This is a genomic window from Streptomyces sp. NPDC057939 (genome assembly GCF_042887545.1).
In the GTDB taxonomy this organism is placed as follows: domain Bacteria; phylum Actinomycetota; class Actinomycetes; order Streptomycetales; family Streptomycetaceae; genus Streptomyces.
Window position 1 is genome coordinate 279,012 of the sequence record NZ_JBHVPG010000004.1, and the last position, 26,114, is coordinate 305,125.

Genomic DNA, 26,114 nt, shown 5'->3' on the forward strand with positions numbered 1-26,114 from the left:
CTCAGAACGCGCCTCAGGCCAGTTCGCGCCGGAAGAACTCCAGCTGGAGCGCCATCACCTTCTCCCGGGTGCCGCCCGGGGTCATGTGGGTGACGCCCGGCAGCGCGAGGAGCTGGTGCGGGCGGCCCGCATCGGTGAGGGCGCGGGACAGCCGCAGGGTGTGCGAGGGGTGCACGTTGTCGTCGGCCAGGCCCGTGGTCAGGTGGAGCGGCCGGCCCAGTCCCGGGGCGTCCGGGATCAGCGAGTCCCGCTCGTACACCTCGGGATGCTCCGCGGGCAGGCCCAGGTAGCGCTCGGTGTAGGCGGTGTCGTAGTGCCGGAAGTCCGTCGGGGCGGCCCCGGCGGCGGCCGCGCGGTAGAGGTCCGGGCGGCGCAGCACCGCGAGGGCGGCCAGGTAGCCGCCGTAGGACCAGCCGCGGACGCCGACCCGGCCCAGATCCAGGTCCGGGTGCCGTTCGCCCAGGGCGAGCAGCGCCGCGGCCTGGTCCTCCAGGGTGACGTCGGAGAAGCCCCGGTACACGGCGTGCGTGAAGGCGGGCGAGACGTACGGGGTGCCCCGGTTGTCGACGGTGACGACGGCGAAGCCCTGGTCGGCCCACCACTGCTTGGCCTGCCAGCGGACCGGCTCGGCGCTGATGTCCTGGTAGCCGGGGCCCCCGTAGGCGTCGACCAGGACGGGCAGCCTGCGGCCCGGTACGTGGTCGCGGGGCAGGACCAGCGCGGTGGGGATCCCGTGCTCGGTGACCCGTTCCAGGACGGGCGCCACCCGGTACGGCAGCGGCGCGGACCGGTCGGCCGGGGTGAGGCGGCGTCCGTCGGCGGTGTGCAGGGTGCGGCGGATCCCGTCGGCGTCGGCGGAGGTCAGCAGCAGGGCGCCGGCGCCGGCGAGCGCGCCGTGCACGCCGGGTCCGTCGGCGAGCGGGGTCACCTCCCCGGTGTCGGGGTCCACGAGCAGCACCTGCTGCTCGGAGGGATCGCGTCGCCCGGTCTCCACCAGTAGCCGGCCCTGGTGGATCCCGGCCACGCGGCGGATCTGGATCCCGTCGTCCGTCAGGGGCTTCCCGTCGACGGCCAGGGCGCGCGCGACCCCGCCAGGGGTGTCGGCGGCGGTCAGCATCCGCCCGTCGGGGAGCCGGGCGGGGGTACCGGGCAGGGCGTCCACCCACTGCGGGTGCGTGGTGCGGGACAGCTCCCGGGTCCGGCCGGTGGCCGGGTCGGCGCCGAGCAGCAGCACGTTCCGCTGGAGCCGGTCCTGGACGGTCAGCAGGATCTCGCCGTCGGATTCCCAGGAGGCGTCGGACAGGTAGGGGAAGGCCTCCGCGTCCCGGTCGAGGCGTACGGGGCGTCCCGGCCCGAGGACCCACTCGACCTCGGCGTTGGGTCCGCCCGCCTCGGGGTAGGCGAAGTCCTCGGCGGGCAGGTGGGGCCGGGCCGGGTCGGTGAACCAGCGGCGTTGGAGGGCGTCCTCGTCGACGCGGGCGGCGAGCAGGCGCTGCCCGTCGGGGGCCCACCAGTGTCCGCGGGCGCGCCCGAGTTCCTCGGCGGCGGCGAACTCGGCGAGGCCCCAGCGGGCGCCGTCGTCCGGGCTGACCCGGCCGCCCGGGACGACGTGGAGCGCGTCGTCGGCGACGTACGCGGTGCGCGAGCCGTCGGCGTTGGGGCGGGGGTCCAGGGCGGGCCCGGCGACCGGGAGCTCCTCGGGGCCGCCGGCTCCGTCGCCCGTGACCGCGTACAGCCGCCCGTACAGCGGGAACACGGCGCGGCGGCCGTCGCCGGACAGGGCGTACGAGCCGATCCCGGTGGCCACCAGCCGGGTCCGCTCGCGCAACCGGCGCTCGGCGACGGGGAGTTCGCCCGGCTCGGGGGAGAGGGTGCGGGGGTGGGCCAGGAGGGTCTCGGAGCCGGTGGTGGTGTCGAGGACCCACAGGCCGGCGAGGGGGTCGGTGGGGCCGTCCGAGCGGAGGAACCAGAGGAGGCGGCCGTCGTCGCCGAACGAGAAGCCGTGCGGGGCGCCGTGGGTGAAGCGGGCCGTGGCGGCGGAGAGCCGGAGGAAATCGTCCATGCGAGGCAGTGTGTCATGTGAAATATCACATGGGATAGGTGACGTAGCCTAGCCCATTCGAGTGGTGACGCTTGCGCACCGGGCATAGCGTCGACTAGGTGGACCCGAACGCACTGCCGACCAGCAACGGGACCGACGGCACGGTCCGGGGGAGCCGACACGGGCCGGCGCTGCTCGTCATCGCCTCCTGCCAGCTCATGGTCGTTCTCGACATCACCATCGTGAACATCGCGCTGCCGCACATCCAGACGGCCCTCGACTTCTCCACCGAGAGCCTCTCGTGGGTCGTCAACGCCTACACCCTCACCTTCGGCGGGCTGCTCCTGCTCGGCGGCCGGGTCGGCGACATCCTCGGCCGCCGGCGCGTCTTCATCTTCGGCGTGGTCCTCTTCGGCCTCGCCTCACTGCTCGGCGGATTCGCCCAGAACGCAGGCCAGTTGATGGCGGCCCGGGCCCTCCAGGGCGTCGGCGGCGCCATCGCCTCGCCCACCGCCCTCGCGCTGATCACCACCACCTTCCGCGAGGGCCCCGAACGCAACCGCGCCTTCGGCGTGTTCGCCGCCGTATCGGCCGGTGGCGGGGCCATCGGCCTGCTCGCCGGCGGCGTCCTCGTCGAATGGCTCGACTGGCGCTGGGTCCTCTTCGTCAACGTCCCGATCGCCCTGCTGATCGCCATCGTCACCCCGAAGGTCATCCGCGAATCGGCCCGCCATCCCGGACACTTCGACATCGCCGGCGCGCTGCTGTCCACCCTCGGCATGGTCGCCCTCGTCTACGGGTTCATCCGCGCCTCCCAGGACGGCTGGCGCGACCCGATCACCCTCGGGTCCTTCGGCGCGGCCGTGGTCCTGCTGCTCCTGTTCGTCCTCAACGAGAGCCGCTCGCCCCAACCCATCACACCGCTGCACATGTTCGCCGACCGCAACCGGGCGGGCACCTACGGGATCATGCTCTTCCTCGCCTGCGCGATCTTCGGCATGTTCTTCTTCCTGACCCTGTTCGTGCAGAACGTCCTCGGCTTCAGCCCCCTGCGCGCCGGCCTCGCGTTCCTGCCCGTCAGCGTCATGATCGCGCTGGCGGCCGGTACGGCCTCGCAACTGCTGCCCAAGTTCGGGCCCAAACCCTTCATGGTCACCGGCGCCCTGTGCTGCGCGGTCGGACTGGCCTGGCTCACGCAGACCGACGTCCACTCCACGTACCTGGGCAGCGTCCTCGGCCCGATGCTGATCTTCGCCACCGGCATGGGCCTGCAGTTCGTCTCCCTGACCCTGATGGCCCTGTCCAACGTCAAGGACCGGGAGTCGGGCGCCGCCTCCGGACTGCTCAACGCGATGCAGCAGGTGGGCGGCTCGCTCGGCCTGTCGATCCTGGTCACCGTCTTCGGCACCGCCAGCCGCAACGAGGCCCGCAGCCAGGTCCCGGCCTTCCTGAGCACCGCCGACCCCGGGCAGAAGGCCGCGTTCCTGCGCACGGGCCGGCTCCCGGGTCCGTGGGGCGACCAGGTCCTCACCTCCGGTGTCAGCGCCGCCTTCGTCGTGGCGGCGCTGTTCACCCTCGTCGGCGCGCTCATCGCGCTGTTCGTGATCCAGGTCCGACCCTCCGACCTGGCCCGACTCCAGGGCAACCACACCCCGGCCGCCGTCCGGGAGGAGCCCGGTGGGTAAGGTCCCGTCTGCTGACCACAGACACGGGGGGAACCATGTTCGGTTCGACTGCGCGGGGTGCCGCGGCCACACTCATGACCTTGACCCTGGCGACGTTCACCGTCGCCTGCGGCGGCGGGGGCGACGACCCGAAGGCCTCGCCGTCGACATCGGCATCCGCCCCGGCCTCCGTCGCACCGTCCACCGCCGCATCCCCGTCCGCGTCCGTGCCCGCGTCGGCCTCCGCGCCCGCCTCCGCCGCCGGGTCCCCGACGGCCGCCGCGTCGGTCGCCGCGCCCGCCGCCTCCGGCACCCCCGGCGAGGAGCCCGTCTCCCTCGTGCGCGACGCCTTCGCCGGCCTCCAGGCCACGCTGAACGACTCCTGCACGCCCGGCAACTGCGCCTACTTCCTCGGCCGGGTGTACGACGAGCTGCACCGCATGGACCGCGCCATGAAGGCCGACCCCAAGGGCCCGGGCCACTTCCCCGAGCCGATCAGCCTGATCGCGAAGCTCGACAAGCAGCTCGGCGGCGACCGGAGCTTCGAGAACCTGAAGAAGAACCAGACGACCCTGATCGCCACCCGCGACAAGATCAACACGTGGATGCAGGGCCACCCGGACGACTACCGCTGACGCCGACGGGCTCCTACGGGTGCCCATGGGTGCCGGGACGGGGCCCGCCGCCGCGGGATCAACCGGTCACCCGGCGGATCCGGCAGCGCGCGGGGCCCCGCGTCTCCAAGGTGATCCCGGCACTCACCGGCACTTCCGCGTCCACGGCCTCGAACTCGTAGGCGCGCAGCATCATCGCCAGCGCGATCACTGACTCCAGCATCGAGAAGTGCTGCCCGATGCAGGCGCGCGGCCCGCCGCCGAAGGGGAACCAGGCGTAGCGCGGCCGTCCGGCCTCCGCCTCCGGGGTGAACCGGCCGGGGTCGAAGCGCTCCGGATCGGGCCAGTAGCGCGGGTGGCGGTGCGTCACCCACGGAGCGAGGATCACGTCGGCGCCCGCGGGGACGGCGTACCCGGCGATCTCCGTGGCCGCGACCGACTTGCGGCCGATCGCCGGCGCCGCCGGGTACAGCCGCATCGCCTCCTTCAGCACCTGGGTGAGGTACGGGAGCCGATCGAGGTCGGCGGCCTCCGGGGTCCGGTCGCCCAGGACGCGGACGACCTCCTCGCGGGCCCGCGCCTGTTCCTCCGGGTGCCTGCCGAGCAGGTGCAGGGCGAACGCCAGCGAGGTGGCGGTCGTCTCGTGCCCGGCCAGCAGGAAGATCAGTACCTGGTCGCGCAGCTCGGCGGCGTCGAAGGCGCCGTCGTCCGCACTGCGCGCCTCGGCCAGCAGGGTCAGCAGGTCCTCGCCCCCGCCGCCCGGCGCAACCCCGCGCCGCTCGGAGACGATCCGGTCGCAGACCGCGTACAACTCCTCCAGGGCGGCCGCCGCCCGCCGGTTGCCCGGGGTGGGCCAGGACCGGGGCGCCTTCACGGGGGAGTAACCGCGGCGCAGGACGTACTGCGTGATGACCGGAAAACACCGGTCGACGACATCGACGGTGGCGTCCGCGTCGGTGCCGAACAGGATCCGTGTCACCGCCCGCAGGGCCAGGTGCGTCATCTCGTCGTGGACGTCGACGATCCCGTCCGGAGCCCCGGCCCAGGCGGCCACCGCCGCCTCGGTCTCCGCCGCGACGGCCCCGGCGTACCCGTCCACCCGCCTGCGGGTGAACAGGGGTTGCACCAGCCGACGCTGGCGCAGGTAGTCCGCGTCCTGGCTGGTCAGCAGGCCGTTGCCGAAGGAGTCCCGGATCTCCTGGTAGAAGACGTTGTCCTTGCGGAAGTTGGCCGATTCGGTGGCCAGCACCTGCTGCGCGCCCTCCGCGGAGAACACGCAGTACAGCTCGGCGCGCAGCCCGGGCGGGCCGGCGGTGATCCGTACGACGTCACCGTGCCGCTCGCGGGCCCGCTGGTAGGTACCGAGCGAGTCCGAGGTCAGGTCGAGGAGCGACCCGAGCAACGGGACCCCCTCCAACCCCGGAACCACGCTGCCCGCACTCGTCTCCACTGCCATGGCCGCCCCCTCGACGCCGTACCGAAGGGCCGATTCTGCCGCCCCCTCGCCGGGCCGGGCGAGGGGAGGAGGGGCGGCCGGCCGAATACCGACGTCGTGCGTCGCGGTCGGTGGCCGCCCCCGGCATCCGCGCTCGCCTACTTGTCGCAGGCGATGCCGTCCTTGTCCCGGTCGAGGGCGTCGCGGTACCCGGGCTGGCCGCGCCGGATGGGCGCCGCTCCGGCGGCCTTCGCGGCGTCGCAGTTCTTGTAGTAGGCACTGCCGCCACCACCACCGGTCGTACTGGTGGTACCACCCGTACCACCTGTGCCACCCGTACCACCGGTGGTGCCGCCGGTGCCCGTGCTGCCGGTCTTGGGCTTGGTCGGCGTCGGCGTCGGCGCGGGGGTCTTGGCTGCGGTCGTCGGGGCCTTGGAGGGCCGCAGGGTGGCCCCTGCCTTGTCCGGACACGGGGTGCCCGCCGCGACGATCGACAACTCGGCGGTACTCGTGGCCGTCACCGCACTGCCGGCGGCCGGGGTCTGGAAGCAGACGTCCCACTGCGAGCGGTCGGCGGTCAGGGTGACGTTGGCGTATGCCGCCCGGGTCTCGACCTTGCCGGTCACGACCTTCTTCACCTCCGCCTCGGCCGCGGCGAACTTGAGCCCGACGACGGCCGGCATGACCGGCTGCGCGGACGCTGATGCGGAGGCCGGGGCACTGGCGGACGGTACGGAGGACGCCTTCGCGTCCGTGCCCTTCTTCGGCGCGGTGTCCTCGCACCCGGTGAGCAACAGGGCGACGGCCCCCACGGCGCCGAACATGGCAACGCTACGACGGTGGAACATGGTTGGACCCCCCAGGTCAACGATGTCAACGGTGTCAAACGGTATGGAAACGAAAAACGCCGCAGTCTACTCGTGTCAGCCCCGTCGGGTCAGCTGCTTGGAGTCATATTCCACTGACATCACACCGCCGTCAGGGAGTCTCCATGTACGCCACGCGCCCCTCCCTGCGGGCGGCGTCGATCTCCTTGAGCCGCCGGAAGTTCACCGGGGTCATGAGCCCCTCCCACTCCTCCACCGAACGGACCCCGACCTCCCGGTGCTCGGCCGGATCCAGGACGATGGAGGCGATCCGGTCGTCCGACAGCGTGCCCCCGTCGAAGATGAAGCCGATGTGGTTCGCCGGCCACGCCTCGCCCTGGTGCCCGATGAAGTGCGTACCGAGCAGCCGGGGCGCCCCCTCGAAGACGATCCCGGTCTCCTCCAGGCACTCCCGCACCGCGCACTGCCACGGCGTCTCCCCGGGATCCATGTTCCCGCCGGGCCACTGCCACTCCTCGTACGCGTGCACCGCCCGCAACTGCACCGGCCGCCCGATGGCATCGGTGAAGTACAGACAGGCGTAGCTGGTGGCCCGAGCAATGGTCCGGACGTACTCCGCAGGCGGCAACCACCCGTTGGCCATGGGATCCCCTTCGATCGTGTTCTCGGCCCCCAGTCTGTCGGCCCCGACGGCCGGCCGCGCGCGGTCCGCCCTCGTGCCCCCTGCGCAGGCTCGTCGTGACCACCACCCTCGGCAAGCCCGGCATCCACGCCGCCTCCGGCGACGTCGACCCGGACGACATCAAGGACGCCGAGCCGAACGCCGTCAAGCGGGAAACCGGCGAGGCGTTGAGCGCCATCATCCGGGACCACGCCGAGCTCTTCCACGCCAAGACCGCGATCACGGCGCCCGCCGTCCTCGCCGGCCTCGGAGCCACGGTGCACCGTCAGATGTCCTGGTCCAAGGAGACGCTCCCCGCCGGGCAGACCGTACGCGGGCTGCTGGAGGACGTCCGCCGGGAGCGGGAGGCCGACTACTGGGGCGGCGTCGCCGCCAAGGTCGACGACAAGGGCACGGTCGGCTGGGCCGGCGGCGCCCGCGACTCGGGCCACAAGGTCTACGAGGCCCTGAACAACCCCGCTTCCGAGGTCGGCCGCCAGATCCGCGGCCTGCCGTACCAGCGCCGGAACGTCTGACCCCGCACAGCGCGGCGCCCCCTCCCCGTTTGCGTCGGGGAGGGGGCGCTGCCATTTTGCACGAGTGCGCCGAAACCTGCGCGCCGGCCGTGGCCGGGTCAGATGTCGCGGAAGATCTCGATCTGGGCGCCCACCGAGTTGAGGCGTTCGGCGAGTTCCTCGTAGCCGCGGTTGATGACGTAGACGTTGCGCAGGACCGAGGTGCCCTCGGCGGCCATCATGGCGAGCAGGACGACCACCGCCGGGCGCAGGGCCGGCGGGCACATCATCTCCGCGGCGCGCCAGCGGGTCGGGCCCTCGACCAGGACGCGGTGGGGGTCCAGGAGCTGGAGGCGGCCGCCGAGGCGGTTGAGGTCGGTCAGGTAGATGGCCCGGTTGTCGTACACCCAGTCGTGGATCAGGGTCTGGCCCTGGGCGACGGCGGCGATGGCGGCGAAGAACGGGACGTTGTCGATGTTCAACCCGGGGAAGGGCATCGGGTGGATCTTGTCGATGGGGGCTTCGAGCTTCGACGGGCGGACCGTGAGGTCGACCAAGCGGGTGCGGCCGTTGTCGGCGACGTACTCGGCCGAACGGTCGTGGTCGAGGCCCATCTCCTCCAGAACCGCGAGCTCGATCTCCATGAACTCGATCGGGACCCGGCGGATCGTCAGCTCGGACTCGGTGACCACCGCGGCGGCCAGCAGGCTCATCGCCTCGACCGGGTCCTCGGAGGGGGAGTAGTCCACGTCGACGTCGATGTTCGGGACGCCGTGGACGGTGAGGGTGGTGGTGCCGATGCCCTCGACCTCGACGCCCAGAGCCTCCAGGAAGAAGCACAGGTCCTGGACCATGTAGTTGGAGGAGGCGTTGCGGATGACGGTGACGCCGTCGTGGCGGGCCGCGGCCAGCAGCGCGTTCTCGGTGACCGTGTCCCCGCGCTCGGTCAGCACGATCGGTCGGTCGGGGGAGACGCCGGCCTCCACCTGTGCGTGGTAGATGCCCTCGGTCGCGGTGATGTCCAGGCCGAAGCGGCGCAGGGCGATCATGTGCGGCTCGATGGTGCGGGTGCCGAGGTCGCAGCCGCCGGCGTAGGGCAGGCGGAAGTGGTCCATGCGGTGCAGCAGCGGGCCCAGGAACATGATGATGCTGCGGGTCCGGCGGGCGGCGTCGGCGTCCATGGCGTCCATGTCGAGGCGCGCCGGCGGGATGAGTTCCAGGTCGACGCCGTCGTTGATCCAGCGGGTGCGCACGCCGATGGAGTTCAGGACCTCCAGGAGGCGGTACACCTCCTCGATGCGGGCCACGCGCCGGAGCACCGTGCGGCCCTTGTTGAGGAGCGAGGCGCACAGCAGGGCCACGCACGCGTTCTTGCTCGTCTTGACGTCGATGGCGCCGGACAGGCGCCGGCCGCCGACGACGCGCAGGTGCATCGGACCGGCGTAGCCCAGAGAGACGATCTCGCTGTCGAGAGCCTCGCCGATTCGGGCGATCATCTCAAGGCTGATGTTCTGGTTGCCGCGCTCGATCCGGTTCACGGCGCTCTGGCTGGTGCCCAGGGCGTCCGCGAGTTGACTCTGCGTCCAGCCGCGGTGCTGCCGGGCGTCACGGATGAGCTTGCCGATGCGTACGAGGTAGTCGTCTGCCATGGGTGCACGGTATCTCAGATATGAGATGTCGCTCGCGCTGGGTGTGGCAGACGAGTGTTACCGACCGTCAGATCCGCGCCCCGGCTCGCCATGTGGCGGATGTTTTCGGTGGGGTGGGCGGGGGTGCGGGTGGGGTTGCGGGGGATCGTCGGGCGGCCGTTTCCCGGGTCCGTCGTGGAGTTGGGACGGGCGTTCGCCCGGCTCCGGATGGCGGACGGTGCGATATGCCGCATGTGGGGCGGTATTGCGCAGATCGTGTTGAAGTGGAAGGGGGCGCCGCGCGCCCGCAGGCGCCCCCGACCCGCCCGCCCGGCGGTTCAGCTCGTCGCGCAGCCGCAGGCGCGGTGACGGCCGCCGTGCACCGCCGTCGCGGAGACGGGGCGCGGACCCGACAACGGGCCCGACACCGGCCGGGACGCCATCCGGGCCGAAGCGGCCTTGCCCGCCGTCGAATCCGCGTCGTGCACCACCCGGCCGCCGACCAGGGTGAGTCGTACCTCCGTGCCGCTGATGTCCGCCACCGGGCAGCGCGTCACGTCGCGGTCCAGGATGACGAGGTCCGCCGCCCTGCCCTGCTCCACCGTCCCCGTCAGCCCCTCCTGGCGCAGTTGCCACGCCGTCCCGGAGGTGTGCATCCGCAGCACGCTGCTCCGCCCCAGCCCCTCCAGCTCCCGGTGGAGGGGTCCCGAGCCGTGGGCGCCCTGCCGGTCGATCGCCGTACGCAGCTGGTTCCACACCTGGAGGGCGTCCACGGGCCAGTCGGAGCCGCCCGCGAGGCGCGCCCCGGCCCGCTCCAGGCTGAGCGCCGGGTACAACCACCGGTGGCGTCGCGGGCCGATGTACGGCAGCAGCGCCTCCATCGTCCAGGTGTCCCGCGCCGCCCATTGGAGCTGCATGCAGGCCGCCACGCCGAGTTGCGCGAAGCGCCGCAGGTCGGCCGGGTCCACGAGCTGGAGGTGCGCCACCGCGTTGCGCGGATCCCGCAGCCCGGTCGCCCGGCGCGCGTACGCGTATCCGTCCAGAGCGGTACGGACCGCCCGGTCGCCCAGCCCGTGGGCGTGCATCTGCCATCCCGCGGAGTTGAAGGCCGCGGTCAGCCGGCCGTAGTCCGCCGCCGAGGTGTAGAGCTCGCCCCGGTTCCCCGTCGGTTTCCCCGCCCCGTCCAGGTACGGCTCCAGCAGCGCGGCCGTCTGCGCCGGGTGCTCGATCACCCCGTCCAGGAACACCTTCACCATCCCGAACCGCAGGCCCGGCACCCCCTCGTACTCCCGCCGCAGGCCCCGCGCGTACGCGAGCGCCGCCGACGGGTCCTTCGCCTGCGCGGCGTCGAGCCGGATCGCGGGGACGATCCGCTGCGGCAGCCGACCGGCCCCCGCCAACTCGCGGTAGAGGTCCAGCTCGTGCCGGCCCACCAGGGCGTCCATCATCGTGGTGACCCCGGAGGCCGCCGCCAGCTCCAGCACCGCGGCGCACGCCGCGACGAGTTCCGCCCGCGAGGGCTGCGGCACGTGCCGCTTCACCAGGTCCTGGGCGTCGTCCTTGAACACGCCCGTCGGCAGTCCGTCCGGTCCCCGCACGATGCGGCCGCCCACCGGATCGGGGGTCGCGGCGGTGACGCCGGCGATCTCCAGGGCCCGCCGGTTCGCCCACAGGTTGTGCCCGTCCCCGCCGACCAGGATCACGGGCCGTCGGGTCGCCAGCGCGTCCAGCAGGGAGTGGTGCGGAGCGGTTCCGGTCGGCAGCAGCCCGACCGGATTCCAGTCCTCCACCACCAGCCAACGGTCCGGCTCCGCGGCCGCGCCGCCGGTGTCCGCGAGGAAGCCGGTGAGGATCGTGCGCAGTTCGACCGCGGTGGTCTCGGCGCCCTCCAGGGAGGGCCGCAGCGACCGGTCCCCGGCGCCCAGCGGGTGCACGTGGCCGTCGTGGATGCCGCTCATGACGGTGTTCCCGCGGGCGTCCACCGTCTCGGTGTCACGGCCGACGTACCGGCGCAGCGCCGCGTCCGGACCCACGGCCAGGATCCGGCCGTCCCGCCCGACCGCCACCGACCGGGCCGGACCGCCCTGTTCCACCCCGGTGAACACCCGGGCGTTGTGGATGACCAGCGCCGCCGAGGCGCGCCCCGAGGAGCCCGCGGTAGCCGCCGCGGCGGGCGTGGCGGCGGCGGCGTGCTGTCCCGCCGCCCCCGCGGCGCCGGCCGCCGCGAGGAGCCCCCGCCGCGACAGGGCGGCGGACGGGGCGGGCGCGGGCGGCGACACGGACGCGGGCGCGGCGGGGGAGTGGGGGGCGGAGGAGGAGGTGTGGCGGGGCAGGGACAGAGATGTCGTCATGGCCGCTCCGAACGGAACAAGAAGGGATCGGTGGATGTGGCGAGGACAGGACGCTCCTTGATTAAGCCCGTAACCAGTACCCGTCCCGCCCCACGGATTCCGCAGCCGCAGCCGCAGCCGCAGCCGCAGCCGCAGCCGCACCGCCACCGCCGCCCCCCACCGCCACCGACCCCACCCCCACCCCCGATCCATCCGTACGATGGCCGCGTGCCTGGACCGGGACCGACCATCGCCGACATCGCGCGCGCCGCCGAGGTCTCCACCGCGACCGTCTCGCACGCCCTCAACGGCACCGGCCGGCTCGGCGAGGGCACCCGCCGCCGGGTTCGCGAGACCGCCGCCGCCCTCGGGTACGGAGTCCACCGCGGCCCCCGTACCCGGACCCTGGGCGTCGCCGTCACGACCTACGCCGGCTCGGCGTGGGACTTCGCGGGGGTCGCCTACTTCTCCCGCCTGCTCACCGCGGCCACCTCCGCGGCCCACGCCCGCGGCTACGCGCTGACCACCCTCCCGGCCGACCGGGGCGCCGAGCCCCTGTGGCACACCCTCGCCGTCGACGGGATGCTGCTGCTCGACAGCCCGGACGGCGACCGGGTGCTGCGGGCCCTGCGGGCGCGCGGACTCCCGGTGGTCTTCGACGGCCGCCCCACCGACCCGCGCCCCGGTGACATATGGGTGGACAACGACCACGCCGCCACGACCCGCGAGGTGCTCGACCACCTCGCCGGGTCCGGGGCCCGCCGGATCGCCCTGCACTCCGGTTACGGCAGGGAGTTCTACACCGGGGCCGTCACCTCGGCCTACGAACAGTGGTGCGCGGAGCGCGGCCGGAGCGCGCGGATCGTCGTGTTCGACCCCGAGGACGCGGCGGGGCACGCCTTCGACGCCGCGTTCGCCGCGCCGGACCGCCCCGACGCCGTGTACAGCGTGTACGACCCGGGCGGTCGCCAGGTGCTGGCCGCCGCCGCGCGTCACGGGATCCGTACGCCCGGGGACCTGCTGCTGGTCTGCGCCAGCGAGGATCCCGCGTACGCGGCGTCCGAACCCGCCGTGACGACCGTCACGCTGTGCCCCGAGCGGATTGCCGTGACGGCGGTGTCCGCGCTGGTCACACTGATCGAATCAGGGCAGGCGGAATCCCCGGGTCAGCGCACGGTGACGGCAGGACTGAGGGTGCGTGCCTCGTCCCTTCCCCCGGACATGTACTAGAGTTATCTCGACATCGAGATAACTGCCCAAGGCGTACCGCAGCCGTCCCGCCGGTAAGGGTTACCTAACTTAGCCTCACCTTAGCGGATTGGCCAGAGCGCCACACGGCAGGATTGCGGTAATACGCGCGAAATCATGCATGAAGGAGACTGTCGTGTCGGCGAACAGCTTCGACGCCCGCAGCACGCTGCAGGTGGGCGACGAGTCGTACGAGATCTTCAAGCTGGACAAGGTCGAGGGCTCCGCCCGCCTTCCCTACAGCCTGAAGGTCCTGCTGGAGAACCTGCTCCGCACCGAGGACGGCGCGAACATCACCGCCGACCACATCCGGTCGCTCGGCAACTGGGACTCGCAGGCCCAGCCCAGCGAGGAGATCCAGTTCACGCCGGCTCGCGTGATCATGCAGGACTTCACCGGCGTCCCCTGCGTCGTCGACCTCGCCACCATGCGCGAGGCCGTGAAGGCCCTCGGCGGCGACGCCTCCAAGATCAACCCGCTGGCCCCGGCCGAGCTGGTCATCGACCACTCGGTCATCGCCGACAAGTTCGGCACCCGCGAGGCGTTCGCCCAGAACGTGGAGCTGGAGTACGGCCGCAACAAGGAGCGCTACCAGTTCCTGCGCTGGGGCCAGACCGCCTTCGACGAGTTCAAGGTCGTCCCCCCGGGCACCGGCATCGTGCACCAGGTCAACATCGAGCACCTGGCCCGCACGGTCATGGTCCGCAACGGCCAGGCCTACCCCGACACCCTCGTCGGCACCGACTCGCACACCACCATGGTCAACGGCCTGGGCGTGCTGGGCTGGGGCGTCGGCGGCATCGAGGCCGAGGCCGCGATGCTCGGCCAGCCGGTCTCCATGCTGATCCCGCGCGTCGTCGGCTTCAAGCTGACCGGCGAGCTGCCGGCCGGCACCACCGCCACCGACCTCGTGCTGACCATCACCGAGATGCTCCGCAAGCACGGCGTCGTCGGCAAGTTCGTCGAGTTCTACGGTGAGGGCGTCGCCGCCACCTCCCTCGCGAACCGCGCCACCATCGGCAACATGTCGCCGGAGTTCGGCTCCACCGCCGCGACGTTCCCGATCGACGACGAGACGCTGAAGTACCTGCGCCTGACGGGCCGCGACGCCCAGCAGGTCGCCCTGGTCGAGGCGTACGCCAAGGAGCAGGGTCTGTGGCTGGACCCGGCCGCCGAGCCGGACTTCTCCGAGAAGCTGGAGCTCGACCTCTCCACGGTCGTCCCCTCCATCGCCGGCCCGAAGCGCCCGCAGGACCGCATCGTCCTCGCGAACGCCGCCGAGCAGTTCGCCGTGGACGTACGCAACTACGTCAGCGACGACGAGGAGGCCGGCAAGGAGTCGTTCCCGGCGTCCGACGCCCCGGCGTCCTCCAACGGTGTGCCCACCAAGCCCACCCTGGTGACCCTGGCCGACGGCACCTCCTTCGAGATCGACCACGGCGCCGTCACCGTCGCCGCGATCACCTCCTGCACCAACACCTCGAACCCCTACGTCATGGTCGCCGCGGCGCTCGTGGCCAAGAAGGCGTCCGAGAAGGGCCTGACCCGCAAGCCCTGGGTCAAGACCACCCTCGCCCCGGGTTCGAAGGTCGTCACCGACTACTTCGACAAGGCCGGTCTGACCCCGTACCTCGACAAGATGGGCTTCAACCTCGTCGGGTACGGCTGCACCACCTGCATCGGCAACTCCGGTCCGCTGGACGAGGAGATCTCGAAGGCGATCAACGAGGCCGACCTCGCGGTCACCTCGGTCCTCTCGGGCAACCGCAACTTCGAGGGCCGCATCAACCCCGACGTCAAGATGAACTACCTGGCCTCCCCGCCGCTGGTCGTCGCGTACGCCATCGCGGGCTCCATGAAGGTGGACATCACCAAGGACGCGCTGGGCACGGACCTCGAAGGCAAGCCGGTCTTCCTGACCGACATCTGGCCGTCGGAGGCCGAGGTCAACGACGTCGTGGCGAACGCCATCGGCGAGGACATGTTCAACAAGTCCTACCAGGACGTCTTCGCGGGCGACGCCCAGTGGCAGGCGCTGGAGATCCCGACCGGCAACACCTTCGAGTGGGACCCGCAGTCCACCTACGTGCGCAAGCCCCCGTACTTCGAGGGCATGACGATGGAGACCACCCCGGTCTCCGACATCGCCGGCGCGCGCGTGCTGGCGAAGCTGGGCGACTCGGTCACCACCGACCACATCTCCCCGGCCGGTGCGATCAAGGCCGACACCCCGGCCGGCAAGTACCTCACGGAGCACGGCGTCGAGCGCCGCGACTTCAACTCGTACGGTTCCCGCCGCGGCAACCACGAGGTCATGATCCGCGGTACCTTCGCCAACATCCGCCTGCGCAACCAGATCGCCGCGGGCACCGAGGGCGGCTTCACCCGCGACTTCACCGTCGAGGGCGCGCCGGTCTCCTTCATCTACGACGCCTCCCAGAACTACCAGGCCGCCGGCATCCCGCTGGTCATCCTGGCGGGCAAGGAGTACGGCTCGGGCTCGTCCCGCGACTGGGCCGCCAAGGGCACCGCGCTGCTCGGCGTCAAGGCCGTCATCGCCGAGTCCTACGAGCGCATCCACCGCTCCAACCTGATCGGCATGGGCGTCCTGCCCCTGCAGTTCCCCGAGGGCGTCACCGCGGCCACCCTGGGCCTCACCGGCGAGGAGACCTTCTCCTTCACCGGTGTGGAGGAGCTGAACAACGGCACCACCCCGCGCACCGTCAAGGTGACCACCGACACCGGAGTGGAGTTCGACGCGGTCGTGCGCATCGACACGCCGGGTGAGGCGGACTACTACCGCAACGGCGGCATCATGCAGTACGTGCTCCGCAACCTCATCCGAGGCTAAGGGCGCGCCGGGCGGAGCGATCCGCCCGCGATCGGCACCATAGGGCCGTATCCCCGTACAAGGGGATACGGCCCTTCCGTTTGCTCGGGGCGCTCCTGGGGGAGCAGGCCAGGTGACGGTGAGGTCTCAACTCGGAAAAGCCGGGGACGATCCTTGTGCACGATCTTGCTCAGCCGAGCGGAAGTGGACTATACCTGTGCCCGTCCGGACCACCGCGAAATGAGCGGCTCCGGACCGGGGGACGGCGGGGACCTGCGGTGATGCCGCATGCACGGGAACTGCCGTGTCTTCCCGCCTCCTTCACACTCCTGACGAAGGCGAGGACTTGAGCATGGGATCCACCTCCGCCCACGGCGAGAACAGCACCGGTGAGGGCCTCGGCCGCCGGGACCTGATCAAGCGCTCCGCGGCACTCGGCCTGATCGCCGTCCCGACGATGAGCTTCCTGTCCGCGTGCGCCTCCGGCGGCGAGGCGGCCCCGAAGGGCAACGAGTCCAAGGCCGCCACCTCCCCCGAGAACCCGTTCGGCGTCGCCAAGGGCGGCAAGCTGGAGGTGGTCGTATTCAAGGGCGGATTCGGTGACGACTACGCCAAGGCCTGGGAAGCCGCCTTCGACAAGAAGTGGGGCACCACCAGCTCCCACCTCGGCACCCAGGAGATCACGGCCAAGCTCCAGCCGCGCTTCAACGGCGGCAACCCGCCGGACGTCGTCGACGACGCCGGCGCCCAGCAGATCAAGCTGGACGTGCTCTTCAAGGGCGGCCAGCTCGCCGACCTCACGCAGGTGCTCGACGCCCCCTCGCTCGACGACCCCGCCAAGAAGGTGCGCGACACCCTCATCAAGGGCACGATCGAACAGGGCACCCAGGGCGGCAAGTTCGTGGCCCTGAACTACGTCTACACCGTCTTCGGCCTCTGGTACTCCGGCAAGCTCTTCAAGGAGAAGGGCTGGACGGCGCCGAAGACCTGGGACGAGTTCCTCGCCGTGTGCACCAAGGCCAAGGAGGCCGGCATCGGCGGCCTCGCCCACCAGGGCAAGTACCCGTACTACATCAACGTCGTCATCATGGACCTGATCGCCAAGAAGGGCGGTCTGGAGGCCATGAAGGCCATCGACAACCTGGAGCCGAACGCCTTCGAGGGCAACCCGGCGGCACTGGCCGCGGTCGAGGCGGTCTACGAGGTCGTCGAGAAGGGCCTCCTGCTGCCGGGCACCAACGGCCTCACCCACACGGAGTCCCAGACCGCCTGGAACCAGTACAAGGCCGCCTTCATCCCCTCCGGTTCCTGGCTGGAGAACGAGCAGCTGAAGCAGACCCCGGAGGACTTCGACATGAAGTTCCTGCCGATGCCCGTACTGGCCGACAGCAAGCTCCCCTTCGAGGCCATCCGGGCCGGCGCCGGCGAGCCCTTCATCGTCCCGGAGAAGGCCGCCAACAAGGCCGGGGGCCTGGAGTTCCTGCGTTCGATGCTGTCCCGCGAATGGTCGACGATCTTCGCCCAGCAGGCCAACTCGCTCACCGTCGTCAAGGACGGCGTCGATCCGGGCGTCAAGCTCCGGCCCGGCACCCAGTCCGCGGTCGAGGCCCTCAAGGGCGCGGGGGACAACACCTTCAACTACCTGTACACCGAGTGGTACAGCGAGATGGGCACCGAGATCGAGAACGCGTCCAACGAGCTGATGGCCCAGCGCATCCAGCCCAAGGAATGGATCAAGCGGGCCCAGGCCGCGGTCGACAAGGCGGCCAAGGACCCGAACGCCAAGAACAACAAGCGCAGCTGACCCCGCGTCCACCGGGCACCCGGAACCATCAGGGACGGACACCATGAGCCAAGTAGCCACGAGCAGGGGACGGGGCGGCTTCATCGCCGGATTCCTCGTCCTGCCCCTCGCGCTGTACCTGACCTTCGTCATCTGGCCGTACATCCAGACGTTCGGCTATTCCTTCACCAACTGGTCGGGCCAGTCACCGACGTTCGAGATCGTCGGGCTGGACAACTACTCGGCGCTGATGAAGGACGAGGTCTTCCTCGGGGCCCTGTGGCACAACCTGCTGCTCCTGGTGTTCGTCCCCGCGGTCACCATCCTGCTCGCCCTCTTCTTCGCCTTCATGGTGAACGCGGGAGGGCGCAGCGGGGCCGGTGGCGTCCGGGGCGTGCGCGGATCCGCCTTCTACAAGATCGTCTACTTCTTCCCGCAGGTCCTCTCCCTCGCCATCCTCGCGGTGCTGTTCGGCGCCGTGTACCGCAGTGACGAGGGCGGCCTGCTGAACGGCTTCCTCACCCGGATCGGCGTCGTCGATCCGGCCCACCCCATCGAATGGCTCAACGAGCCCGACCTGGTGCTCTGGTGCCTGCTGCTCGTGGTCGTGTGGCACGGCGTCGGCTTCTACCTGGTCCTCTTCTCGGCGGCCATGCAGTCCGTCCCGAGGGACATCTACGAGGCCGCCCTGCTGGACGGCGCCGGCCGCGCCCAGACCTTCGTCAAGGTCACGCTGCCGCTGCTCTGGGACTCCGTACAGACCTCGGCGGTCTATCTGGGCATCGCCGCGATGGACATGTTCGTCCTCGTGTCGACCATGACCTCGGGCCAGTTCGGCGGCGGGCCCGATCACCACAGCGAGGTCATGGCCACGGTCCTGATGCGCAACTTCCTCTACTTCGGCAAGAGCGGATACGCCTGCGCCATGGGCGTGGTCATGCTGATCCTGACCCTGATCCTTTCCCTTGTCACGCTGCGCGCCACCCGCCGCGAGCGCATCGAGTTCTGAGCGGGAGACACGATGACCACAGTGATCAAGGCCCCCGGTGAGGCCGCGGCCGAGAAGTCCGGCGGCAGCGGCCGTCCCAAGGGGGGCGGGAGCCGCACCTCCGACGGCATGGTGCTCAACGTCTTCTCGCACGGCTTCCTGGCCGTCTGGGCGATACTGATCGTCCTGCCGCTGATCTGGCTGACGCTCGGATCCTTCAAGACGGACTCGCAGATCGGCGGATCGGCCCTCGCCTGGCCCTCGAACTGGAACTTCGACGCCTTCGGGCGGGCCTGGGAGAAGGGCATCGGCGACTACTTCGCCAACACCCTCATCGTGATGGTGTTCTCGGTGCCGCTCACCATGCTGTTGGGCTCCATGGCGGCGTACGTGCTGGCCCGGTATCCCTTCAAGGGGAACCGGATCATCTACTACTTCTTCGTCAGCGGGGCGATGTTCCCGGTGTTCCTGGCGCTCGTTCCGCTGTTCTTCATGGTCAAGCGCCTCGACATGCTGAACAGCTACCAGGGTCTGATCCTGGTCTACGTCGCCTACTCGATGCCGTTCACCGTCTTCTTCATGCACTCCTTCTTCCGCACCCTGCCGACGGCGGTGCACGAGGCGGCCGTGATCGACGGGGCCTCCGACACCCGGATCTTCTTCCAGGTGATGCTGCCGATGGCCAAGCCCGGCCTGATCAGCGTGGGGATATTCAATGTCCTGGGGCAGTGGAACCAGTACATCCTGCCCTCCGTGCTGATGCAGCCCCAGAGCGGATCGGACCCCGAGCGCTACATGCTCACCCAGGGCCTGATCCAACTCCAGTACCAGATGGGGTACGAGACGGACCTGCCGGTGCTGTTCGCCGGCGTGACCATCGCGATGATCCCGATGCTGGTGGTCTACCTGTCCTTCCAGCGCCAGATCCAGGCGGGCCTGACCTCCGCGACCCTCAAGTAGCGGCGGATCACGCCCGGTCGGGCAGGACCGACCAACCGACCGCCGAGACCGCCGGGTCGAGCGAGAGGCTGCTGACGGCCTCCTCCAGCGTCCGGCCCTGCGTCCCCTCGGCGGTCAGCAGCGCCGATACGGTGACCAGGCCGTCGGCCGGTCCGTCCTGGCTGCGGATCTCCCGCAGCTGGTACCCGGGCCGGCCCAGCGCGTCCACCACCCGGTGGCGGACGCGGGCCTCCTCCGCCTCCGTGCACACCGCCTCGAAGTGGTAGTCGGACGCCACCTCCGCCCCGCCGCGCGGCTCGCGGTCCAGGCGCCGGCCCAGCGGGCGCAGCAGGAGGTTGGTCCCCACCACGCCCGCCGTGCCGAAGGCCGCCAGGACGAAGAGGCCGACCCCCGCCAGGCAGCCCACGGCCGCCGAGCACCACAGGGTGGCGGCCGTGTTCAGGCCCCGTACGCCGAGCCCGTCCCGCATGATCACTCCGGCACCGAGGAACCCGATCCCGGAGACGACCTGGGCGGCGACCCGGGAGCCGTCGTAGTTCACCTCGGAGACCGTCCCGAGGAACCCGTACTGCGAGAGCAGCACGAACAGCGCGGCCCCGCCCGCGACCAGGGCGTTCGTACGCAGTCCCGCCAGCCGGGCCCGCCACTGCCGTTCCAGGCCGATCAGCGCGCCGAAGCCGAGCGCGGCGCCGAGGTGTCCGGCCATCCCCCATTCGCCGAGCAGCGTCATGGGTCGGACCTCCTTCCCCTTGCTCCGCCCCCGCTACAGCCAGGTGCCGAAGCGCCGGATGTAGCGGGTCTTCACGAACTGGGTGAGCGTGCAGTAGGCGAGCAGGACGCTGATCAGCCAGGGGAAGTAGCTCGCCGGCAGGGCCACGAAGCCCAGCGAGGAGGCCAGCGGCGAGAAGGGCAGCCACAGGCCGGTCAGTACGGCGAGGACCGTCATCACCATCACCGGCCACGAGGCGCGGGACTGGATGAAGGGGATCCTGCGGGTACGGATCATGTGGACGACCAGGGTCTGCGAGAGCAGGCCCTCGACGAACCAGCCGGACTGGAAGAGCGCCTGGTGCGCCTCGCTGTTCGCCGCGAACACGTTCCACATGATCACGAACATGGCGATGTCGAAGATCGAGCTGATGGGGCCGATGGTGACCATGAAACGGAAGATGCCCTTGGCGTCCCAGTTGCGGGGCTTGCGCAGGTACTCCGCGTCCATCCGGTCCCAGGGGGTCGCCAGCTGGGAGATGTCGTAGACCAGGTTCTGCACCAGCAGCATGATCGCGAGCATCGGCTGGAAGGGGATGAACGCGCTCGCCACCAGCACCGAGAAGACGTTGCCGAAGTTCGACGACGCGGTCATCTTGATGTACTTGATCGTGTTGCCGAACGTGGTCCGACCCTGGACGACCCCCTGCTCCAGGACCGTCAGGTCCTTCTCCAGCAGGATGATGTCCGCCGACTCCTTGGCGATGTCCACCGCGGTGTCGACCGAGATGCCGACGTCGGCGTCCCGCAGGGCGGCCGCGTCGTTGATCCCGTCCCCGAGGAAGCCGACGGTGTGGCCCTCGGCCTGGAGGGCGCGCACGATGCGGGCCTTCTGGACGGGGTTGGCCTTGGCGAAGACCGTCGTACGGGCGGCCAGCGCGCGCAGCGCCGCGTCGTCGAGGGCGTCGACCTCGGCGCCCGAGACCACGTGTCCCACCTCGATGCCGACCTCGGCGCAGACGCGGGCCGCGACGAGCTCGTTGTCCCCGGTGACCACCTTGACCGCGATGCCCTTGTCGGCGAGGCCCTGGAGGGCCGCGGCGGCGGAGGCCTTCGGCGGGTCGAGGAAGGCGAGGAAGCCGACCAGGGTCAGCCCGTCCTCGTCCGCGACGGTGTAGGTGTCGCGCGGTTCGGCGACGGTGCGGGTGGCGACGGCGAGAACCCGAAGGCCCCGCCGGTTGTTGTCCTCGGCGATGCGGGCCGCGTGCCGGCGCAGCTCCGCCGTCAGTTCGGTCCGCTCGCCGCGGTCCGTCATGTGGGTGCACAGGCCGAGGACCTCCTCGACGGCACCCTTGGTGATCATGACGTGTTCGGCGCGGGCGGGGCCGGCCGCGAGGCCGTTGCGGTTCAGGACCACCGTCATCCGCCGCCGGGCGAAGTCGAAGGGGATCTCGTCGACCATCGAGAACCGTGCGTCGACGACAACCTCCTCGGCCTCGTCCACGCGGTCGATGACGGCCCGGTCCATGAGGTTCCGCAGACCCGTCTGGAAGTGGGCGTTGAGGTAGCCGTACTCCAGGACCTCGGTGTCCTCGTCGCCGTGGACGTCGAGGTAGCGGTCCAGGACGATCCGGTCCTCGGTGAGGGTGCCGGTCTTGTCCGTGCACAGGACGTCCATCGCGCCCAGGTTCTGGATCGCGTTGAGCCGCTTGACGACCACCTTGCGCCGGGACATCGCGACCGCGCCGCGGGCCAGGTTCGCGGAGACCACCATCGGCAGCATCTCGGGGGTCAGGCCGACCGCGACGGCGATGCCGAAGAGGAAGGCTTCGTTCCAGTCGCCCTTGGTCAAGCCGTTGATCATGAAGACGACCGGGACCATCACCAGCATGAAGCGGATCAGCAGGAAGCTGACCTTGCGCACCCCGGTGTCGAAGTTGGTCTGCGGACGCTCGCCGACGAGCGAGCCGGCCATGGAGCCGAACCAGGTGTCGGCTCCGGTGGCGACGACCACGCCGGTCGCGGTGCCGGACGTGACCGAGGTTCCCATCAGGCAGAGGTTGTCGGCCTCGACGGGGTCGGTGGCGTCGGCCGTGCCCGGGTCGTCCGCCCGGATGTCGGCCTTGGCGACCGGCAGCGACTCCCCGGACAGCGCGGCCTGGGAGACCATCAGGTCCTTGGCGGCCACGAGCCGCAGGTCGGCCGGGATCAGGTCGCCCGCGGCCAGCTTCACGAGGTCGCCCGGGACCACCTGGTCCATGGGCACCTCGAACGTGGTCGGCGCGGAGCCGCTGCCGGCCCGGCGCTGCACCGCGCAGGTGGTGGTGACGAGCTGCTTCAGGGCGTCGGCCGCGCGGCCGGAGCGGAACTCCTGCCAGAAGCGGAGCAGTCCGCTGATCCCCACCATCACGGCGAGGATCACGACGCCCGGGTCGGCCGGGTCCTGCCAGAACATGACGCCGGCGAGGAAGAGCAGGACCCCGATGAAGGGGTTCCAGTACGCCTTGGCGAGCTGGACCGGCCAGCGGGGGGCGCGCTCCCGGGCCACGACGTTGGCGCCGTGCCGCTCCAGACGGAGCGCGGCCTCGGCGTGGGTGAGTCCGGCGCGGGAGGTGTCCAGGTCCTGGAGGACCTGGACACCCGTGCGGGCTCCGAGCGCGGTGAGGCGCTCGCCGACGAGGCGGGTCCCGGCCTCCAGCTCGGCGGCCTTGCGCTCGCGGCGGGTCCGGCCCGGCGGCGCGAGCTTCGTGGGGGTACGAGGGGTGAGCATGGTCATGACGAATACCTCCCTCCACGGTGTCCGGGCAGCACGGAGCCGCGCGGTCACGTGGAGTGATCATGGGTCGGCGCGGAGCGGCCGCGAACGGGCCGGCGCGCCGGTGGGCATGGATGACGCGGCCCCGGCACGGGAGTGCGGGGCGTGCGGAAGGAGTGGAGCGGTGCCTCAATGGAAGGGGCACGGGGGCGCCGCGGGCGCCGTCGTGCTCATCCGGTGGAGGGCCGGCCGATCGGAAGGGTCAGCCGAGCAGGGCACTGCGAGGACTTCGATCGGGACTCATCCCGAACACCTCCTCGCGTAGCGCCGTCATTGCGGGCGCCCGGTCCGGCCGGAAAGGCCGCAGAGGACCGGCGCCTCAGCGACCGTAACACGATCCGGGAGGTACCCGATCATCCTTTTGGTCACCAGTGTCCTTTTCGTGCTGCGTCAGCCTCTTGACGTGTGGAGGCCCAAAGGCTCGACTTAAGGTTCACAAGTTGGAGAGACGCCGGAGTCTCGGAGCGCTCAGCCGCGACGGCCGGCCAGGGGGGCGACGGTTCGCCGTCGCTTATGGGCAGGAGTGGATGAGTCGTGCAGACTCCCGGATCGCAGTCCTCGCTGCATCGCGCGAATCTGGAACGGGTCGTGCGGGCCGTGCGGCTCGCCGGTTCGCTGACCCAGGCGGAGATCGCCCGCGCCACCGGACTGTCGGCGGCCACGGTCTCCAACATCGTCCGCGAGCTCAAGGAGGCCGGGACCGTCGAGGTCATCGACACCTCGGCCGGCGGCCGCCGGGCCCGCAGCGTCTCGCTCAGCGGTGACGCGGGCATCGTGATCGGCGTGGACTTCGGCCACACCCACCTGCGGGTGGCCGTCGGCAACCTCGCGCACCAGGTACTGGCCGAGGAGTCCGAGCCGCTCGACGTGGACGCGTCGTGGGTGGACGGTTTCGACCGGGCCGAGGCGCTGGTCGGACGGCTGATCGAGGGTGTCGGCGTGGGCCGGGACAAGGTCATCGGCGTGGGTCTCGGCGTGCCGGGACCCATCGACGTGGAGTCCGGAACTCTGGGCTCCACCGCCATCCTGCCGGGCTGGGCCGGGATCAACCCGCGCCAGGAGCTCTCGCAACGACTCGGCGTGCCGGTCTACGTGGACAACGACGCGAACCTCGGCGCGCTGGGCGAGTTGGTCTGGGGGAGCGGCCGGGGGGTCAAGGACCTGGCCTACATCAAGGTGGCCAGTGGTGTCGGCGCCGGGCTGGTGATCAACGGCCAGATCTACCGGGGTCCCGGCGGCACGGCGGGCGAGATCGGGCACATCACCCTCGACGAGTCGGGGCCCGTCTGCCGCTGCGGCAACCGCGGTTGCCTGGAGACCTTCGCGGCGGCCCGCTACGTGCTGCCGCTGCTGGAGAGCAGCCACGGACCGGACCTGACGATGGAGCGGGTGGTCGAGCTGGCCCGCGACGGCGACCCCGGCTGCCGTCGGGTCATCACCGACGTCGGCCGGCACATCGGCAGCGGCGTGGCCAGCCTGTGCAACCTGCTGAACCCGAGTCGGGTCGTCCTCGGCGGCTCGCTCGCGGAGGCCGGCGAGCTGGTCCTGACGCCCATCCGGGAGTCCGTCGGACGGTACGCGATCCCCAGCGCCGCCCGGCAGTTGTCGGTCCTCACGGGGTCGCTGGGGGGCCGTGCGGAGGTGCTCGGCGCCCTGGCCCTCGTCCTCAGCGAGATGGGCGATTCGACGCTTTTGGCGGAAAATGGGCTTGGAGTGCGAGCGCCCGCCGTCATGTCTTCAGTTAGATAACGGATGGCACCGTTGTCATCTCGTTAAGGATTCACTCCTTGACGGCAAACTTGCGGCCGGGGTTGACTCACATCCACCTCGGCCGCAGTGTTGCGGCCTCGTCAGGGAGGTTCAAGTAATGAACACGCGTATGCGTAGAGCCGCCGTAGCCGTCGCCGCCGGTGCCATGGCCGTTTCGCTGGCCGCCTGTGGAAGCGCCAAGGAGGCCGGTGACGCCCCGAAGGACTCCGCCGCCGCCGGTGACGCGATCAAGATCGGTCTGCTCCTGCCGGAGAACCAGACCGCTCGCTACGAGAAGTTCGACAAGCCGCTGATCGAGAAGAAGATCGCGGATCTCACCGGTGGCAAGGCCGAGGTCGTCTACGCCAACGCCAAGCAGGACGCGACCACGCAGAACTCCCAGGTCGAGACGATGATCACCAACAAGGTGAACGCGCTGATCATCGACGCCGTCGACGCCAAGGCCATCGCCGGCTCGGTCAAGAAGGCCAAGGACGCGGGCATTCCGGTCGTCGCCTACGACCGCCTCGCCGAAGGCCCGATCGACGCCTACACCTCCTTCGACAACGAAGAGGTCGGCAAGGTCCAGGGCAAGGCCCTGCTGGAGGCGCTCGGCGACAAGGCCAAGGACGGCCAGATCGTCATGATGAACGGCTCCGTCACCGACCCGAACGCCGCGCTGTTCAAGAAGGGCGCCCACTCCGTCCTCGACGGCAAGGTGAACATCGGCAAGGAGTACGACACCAAGGAGTGGAAGCCGGAGAACGCCAACACCAACATGGCGGGCGCTCTCTCGGCCCTCGGCAAGGACAAGGTCGTCGGCGTCTACTCCGCCAACGACGGCATGGCCGGCGGCATCATCACCGCCCTCAAGGCGGCCGGCCTGTCCCCCCTGCCCCCGGTCACCGGTCAGGACGCCGAACTCGCCGGTGTGCAGCGGATCGTGTCGGGCGAGCAGTTCATGAGCGTCTACAAGCCGTACGCCCCCGAGGCCGCGGCCGCCGCCGAGATGGCCGTCGCCCTCGCCAAGGGCGAGAAGATCGACGGGATCATCAACCAGAAGGTCGACAGCCCGACCTCCAAGGGTGTTCCGTCCGTCCTGATCCCGGTCGTCTCGCTGACGAAGGACAACATCAAGGACACCGTCGTCAAGGACGGCGTCTACACGGTCGAAGAGATCTGCGCCGACAAGTACGCGGCCGCCTGCGCCACCCTCGGCCTCAAGTAGGCCCCGTCGCCCCCGGCTCCGGCCGGGGCGGCCCCCCGCGCCTGCCCGGCGCCCCGCCCCAACTTCCCGCCACCCGCGGGGCGCCGGGCA

At 70.8% G+C, this 26,114-nt stretch carries 18 protein-coding genes; 10 read left to right on the forward strand and 8 right to left on the reverse strand.

What is annotated here, in order from left to right; genetic code table 11:
• Nucleotides 1–13 precede the first annotated feature (13 nt).
• Complete coding sequence (locus ACFVS6_RS07300) at nt 14–2,062, reverse strand: prolyl oligopeptidase family serine peptidase (protein WP_389701463.1); 2,049 nt, start codon at nt 2,060–2,062, stop codon at nt 14–16.
• A 98-nt stretch (nt 2,063–2,160) separates the two neighbouring features.
• Between ACFVS6_RS07300 and ACFVS6_RS07305 the strand changes: the two genes are divergently transcribed.
• Complete coding sequence (locus tag ACFVS6_RS07305; RefSeq protein ID WP_389701464.1) at nt 2,161–3,726, forward strand: MFS transporter; 1,566 nt, start codon at nt 2,161–2,163, stop codon at nt 3,724–3,726.
• Between the two features lie 74 nt (nt 3,727–3,800).
• On the forward strand, nt 3,801–4,340 hold the full coding sequence (locus ACFVS6_RS07310; protein ID WP_389701466.1) for a hypothetical protein: 540 nt from the start codon (nt 3,801–3,803) through the stop codon (nt 4,338–4,340).
• Between the two features lie 58 nt (nt 4,341–4,398).
• Here the strand turns inward: ACFVS6_RS07310 and ACFVS6_RS07315 are convergent, their stop codons facing one another.
• The 3 genes from ACFVS6_RS07315 to ACFVS6_RS07325 form a co-directional block, all read right to left on the reverse strand.
• Nucleotides 4,399–5,775 carry a cytochrome P450 gene (locus tag ACFVS6_RS07315; RefSeq protein WP_389701467.1) on the reverse strand — a complete coding sequence of 459 codons (1,377 nt, stop codon included), beginning with the start codon at nt 5,773–5,775 and terminating at the stop codon, nt 4,399–4,401.
• Between the two features lie 137 nt (nt 5,776–5,912).
• The gene (locus tag ACFVS6_RS07320) at nt 5,913–6,578 is read right to left on the reverse strand and encodes an excalibur calcium-binding domain-containing protein (protein WP_389701469.1); all 666 of its coding nucleotides are present in this window, start codon (nt 6,576–6,578) and stop codon (nt 5,913–5,915) included.
• A 154-nt stretch (nt 6,579–6,732) separates the two neighbouring features.
• Entirely contained in the window at nt 6,733–7,224 is a 492-nt protein-coding gene (locus ACFVS6_RS07325) for an NUDIX domain-containing protein (protein WP_389701471.1), read from the reverse strand.
• Nucleotides 7,225–7,319: 95 nt separating this feature from the next.
• Between ACFVS6_RS07325 and ACFVS6_RS07330 the strand changes: the two genes are divergently transcribed.
• On the forward strand, nt 7,320–7,778 hold the full coding sequence (locus tag ACFVS6_RS07330) for a hypothetical protein (RefSeq protein ID WP_389701473.1): 459 nt from the start codon (nt 7,320–7,322) through the stop codon (nt 7,776–7,778).
• 98 nt (nt 7,779–7,876) lie between these two features.
• Here ACFVS6_RS07330 and ACFVS6_RS07335 read toward each other — a convergent pair whose 3' ends face one another.
• Nucleotides 7,877–9,406 (reverse strand): UDP-N-acetylglucosamine 1-carboxyvinyltransferase, encoded by a 1,530-nt coding sequence (locus ACFVS6_RS07335; RefSeq protein WP_281206080.1) that lies wholly within the window; start codon nt 9,404–9,406, stop codon nt 7,877–7,879.
• Between the two features lie 317 nt (nt 9,407–9,723).
• A complete protein-coding gene (locus ACFVS6_RS07340) occupies nt 9,724–11,736 on the reverse strand; it encodes an amidohydrolase (RefSeq protein ID WP_389701474.1) in 2,013 nt (670 codons plus the stop codon).
• A gap of 207 nt (nt 11,737–11,943) precedes the next feature.
• Here ACFVS6_RS07340 and ACFVS6_RS07345 point away from each other — a divergent pair, with 207 nt between their 5' ends.
• The 5 genes from ACFVS6_RS07345 to ACFVS6_RS07365 all read left to right on the forward strand — a co-directional run bounded on the left by ACFVS6_RS07345 (nt 11,944) and on the right by ACFVS6_RS07365 (nt 19,524).
• The gene (locus tag ACFVS6_RS07345; RefSeq protein WP_389701476.1) at nt 11,944–12,945 is read left to right on the forward strand and encodes a LacI family DNA-binding transcriptional regulator; all 1,002 of its coding nucleotides are present in this window, start codon (nt 11,944–11,946) and stop codon (nt 12,943–12,945) included.
• 154 nt (nt 12,946–13,099) lie between these two features.
• Nucleotides 13,100–15,814, forward strand: a complete 2,715-nt coding sequence (gene acnA, locus ACFVS6_RS07350) for an aconitate hydratase AcnA (protein ID WP_389701478.1) — start codon at nt 13,100–13,102, stop codon at nt 15,812–15,814.
• 331 nt (nt 15,815–16,145) lie between these two features.
• Complete coding sequence (ngcE, locus tag ACFVS6_RS07355; protein WP_389701479.1) at nt 16,146–17,597, forward strand: N-acetylglucosamine/diacetylchitobiose ABC transporter substrate-binding protein; 1,452 nt, start codon at nt 16,146–16,148, stop codon at nt 17,595–17,597.
• Nucleotides 17,598–17,640: 43 nt separating this feature from the next.
• Complete coding sequence (locus tag ACFVS6_RS07360; RefSeq protein WP_389701481.1) at nt 17,641–18,585, forward strand: carbohydrate ABC transporter permease; 945 nt, start codon at nt 17,641–17,643, stop codon at nt 18,583–18,585.
• Between the two features lie 12 nt (nt 18,586–18,597).
• Complete coding sequence (locus ACFVS6_RS07365) at nt 18,598–19,524, forward strand: carbohydrate ABC transporter permease (RefSeq protein WP_389701483.1); 927 nt, start codon at nt 18,598–18,600, stop codon at nt 19,522–19,524.
• 7 nt (nt 19,525–19,531) lie between these two features.
• Here the strand turns inward: ACFVS6_RS07365 and ACFVS6_RS07370 are convergent, their stop codons facing one another.
• Together ACFVS6_RS07370 and mgtA are read right to left on the reverse strand one after the other, a co-directional pair.
• The gene (locus ACFVS6_RS07370) at nt 19,532–20,254 is read right to left on the reverse strand and encodes an MgtC/SapB family protein (RefSeq protein ID WP_389701485.1); all 723 of its coding nucleotides are present in this window, start codon (nt 20,252–20,254) and stop codon (nt 19,532–19,534) included.
• Between the two features lie 33 nt (nt 20,255–20,287).
• Nucleotides 20,288–23,008, reverse strand: coding sequence for a magnesium-translocating P-type ATPase (gene mgtA, locus ACFVS6_RS07375; RefSeq protein ID WP_389701487.1), 2,721 nt, complete (start codon nt 23,006–23,008; stop codon nt 20,288–20,290).
• 573 nt (nt 23,009–23,581) lie between these two features.
• On the opposite strand from mgtA, the gene ACFVS6_RS07380 reads away from it, so the two are divergent.
• Both ACFVS6_RS07380 and ACFVS6_RS07385 read left to right on the forward strand, forming a co-directional pair.
• Nucleotides 23,582–24,796, forward strand: coding sequence for an ROK family protein (locus ACFVS6_RS07380; protein WP_389701488.1), 1,215 nt, complete (start codon nt 23,582–23,584; stop codon nt 24,794–24,796).
• A gap of 118 nt (nt 24,797–24,914) precedes the next feature.
• Complete coding sequence (locus ACFVS6_RS07385; RefSeq protein ID WP_281206070.1) at nt 24,915–26,024, forward strand: sugar ABC transporter substrate-binding protein; 1,110 nt, start codon at nt 24,915–24,917, stop codon at nt 26,022–26,024.
• The last annotated feature ends 90 nt before the right edge of the window (nt 26,025–26,114 follow it).

Excerpts from the sequence above, each read along its gene's own strand:
- ACFVS6_RS07300 (WP_389701463.1), bottom strand. The coding sequence starts at position 2,062 with ATGGACGATTTCCTCCGGCTCTCCGCCGCCACGGCCCGCTTCACCCAC.
- ACFVS6_RS07365 (WP_389701483.1), top strand. The coding sequence starts at position 18,598 with ATGACCACAGTGATCAAGGCCCCCGGTGAGGCCGCGGCCGAGAAGTCC.
- ACFVS6_RS07340 (WP_389701474.1), bottom strand. The coding sequence starts at position 11,736 with ATGACGACATCTCTGTCCCTGCCCCGCCACACCTCCTCCTCCGCCCCC.
- ACFVS6_RS07320 (WP_389701469.1), bottom strand. The coding sequence starts at position 6,578 with ATGTTCGGCGCCGTGGGGGCCGTCGCCCTGTTGCTCACCGGGTGCGAG.
- mgtA (WP_389701487.1), bottom strand. The coding sequence starts at position 23,008 with ATGACCATGCTCACCCCTCGTACCCCCACGAAGCTCGCGCCGCCGGGC.
- ACFVS6_RS07310 (WP_389701466.1), top strand. The coding sequence starts at position 3,801 with ATGACCTTGACCCTGGCGACGTTCACCGTCGCCTGCGGCGGCGGGGGC.
- ACFVS6_RS07335 (WP_281206080.1), bottom strand. The coding sequence starts at position 9,406 with ATGGCAGACGACTACCTCGTACGCATCGGCAAGCTCATCCGTGACGCC.
- ACFVS6_RS07360 (WP_389701481.1), top strand. The coding sequence starts at position 17,641 with ATGAGCCAAGTAGCCACGAGCAGGGGACGGGGCGGCTTCATCGCCGGA.
- ngcE (WP_389701479.1), top strand. The coding sequence starts at position 16,146 with ATGGGATCCACCTCCGCCCACGGCGAGAACAGCACCGGTGAGGGCCTC.
- ACFVS6_RS07325 (WP_389701471.1), bottom strand. The coding sequence starts at position 7,224 with ATGGCCAACGGGTGGTTGCCGCCTGCGGAGTACGTCCGGACCATTGCT.
- ACFVS6_RS07315 (WP_389701467.1), bottom strand. The coding sequence starts at position 5,775 with ATGGCAGTGGAGACGAGTGCGGGCAGCGTGGTTCCGGGGTTGGAGGGG.
- ACFVS6_RS07385 (WP_281206070.1), top strand. The coding sequence starts at position 24,915 with ATGAACACGCGTATGCGTAGAGCCGCCGTAGCCGTCGCCGCCGGTGCC.
- ACFVS6_RS07370 (WP_389701485.1), bottom strand. The coding sequence starts at position 20,254 with ATGACGCTGCTCGGCGAATGGGGGATGGCCGGACACCTCGGCGCCGCG.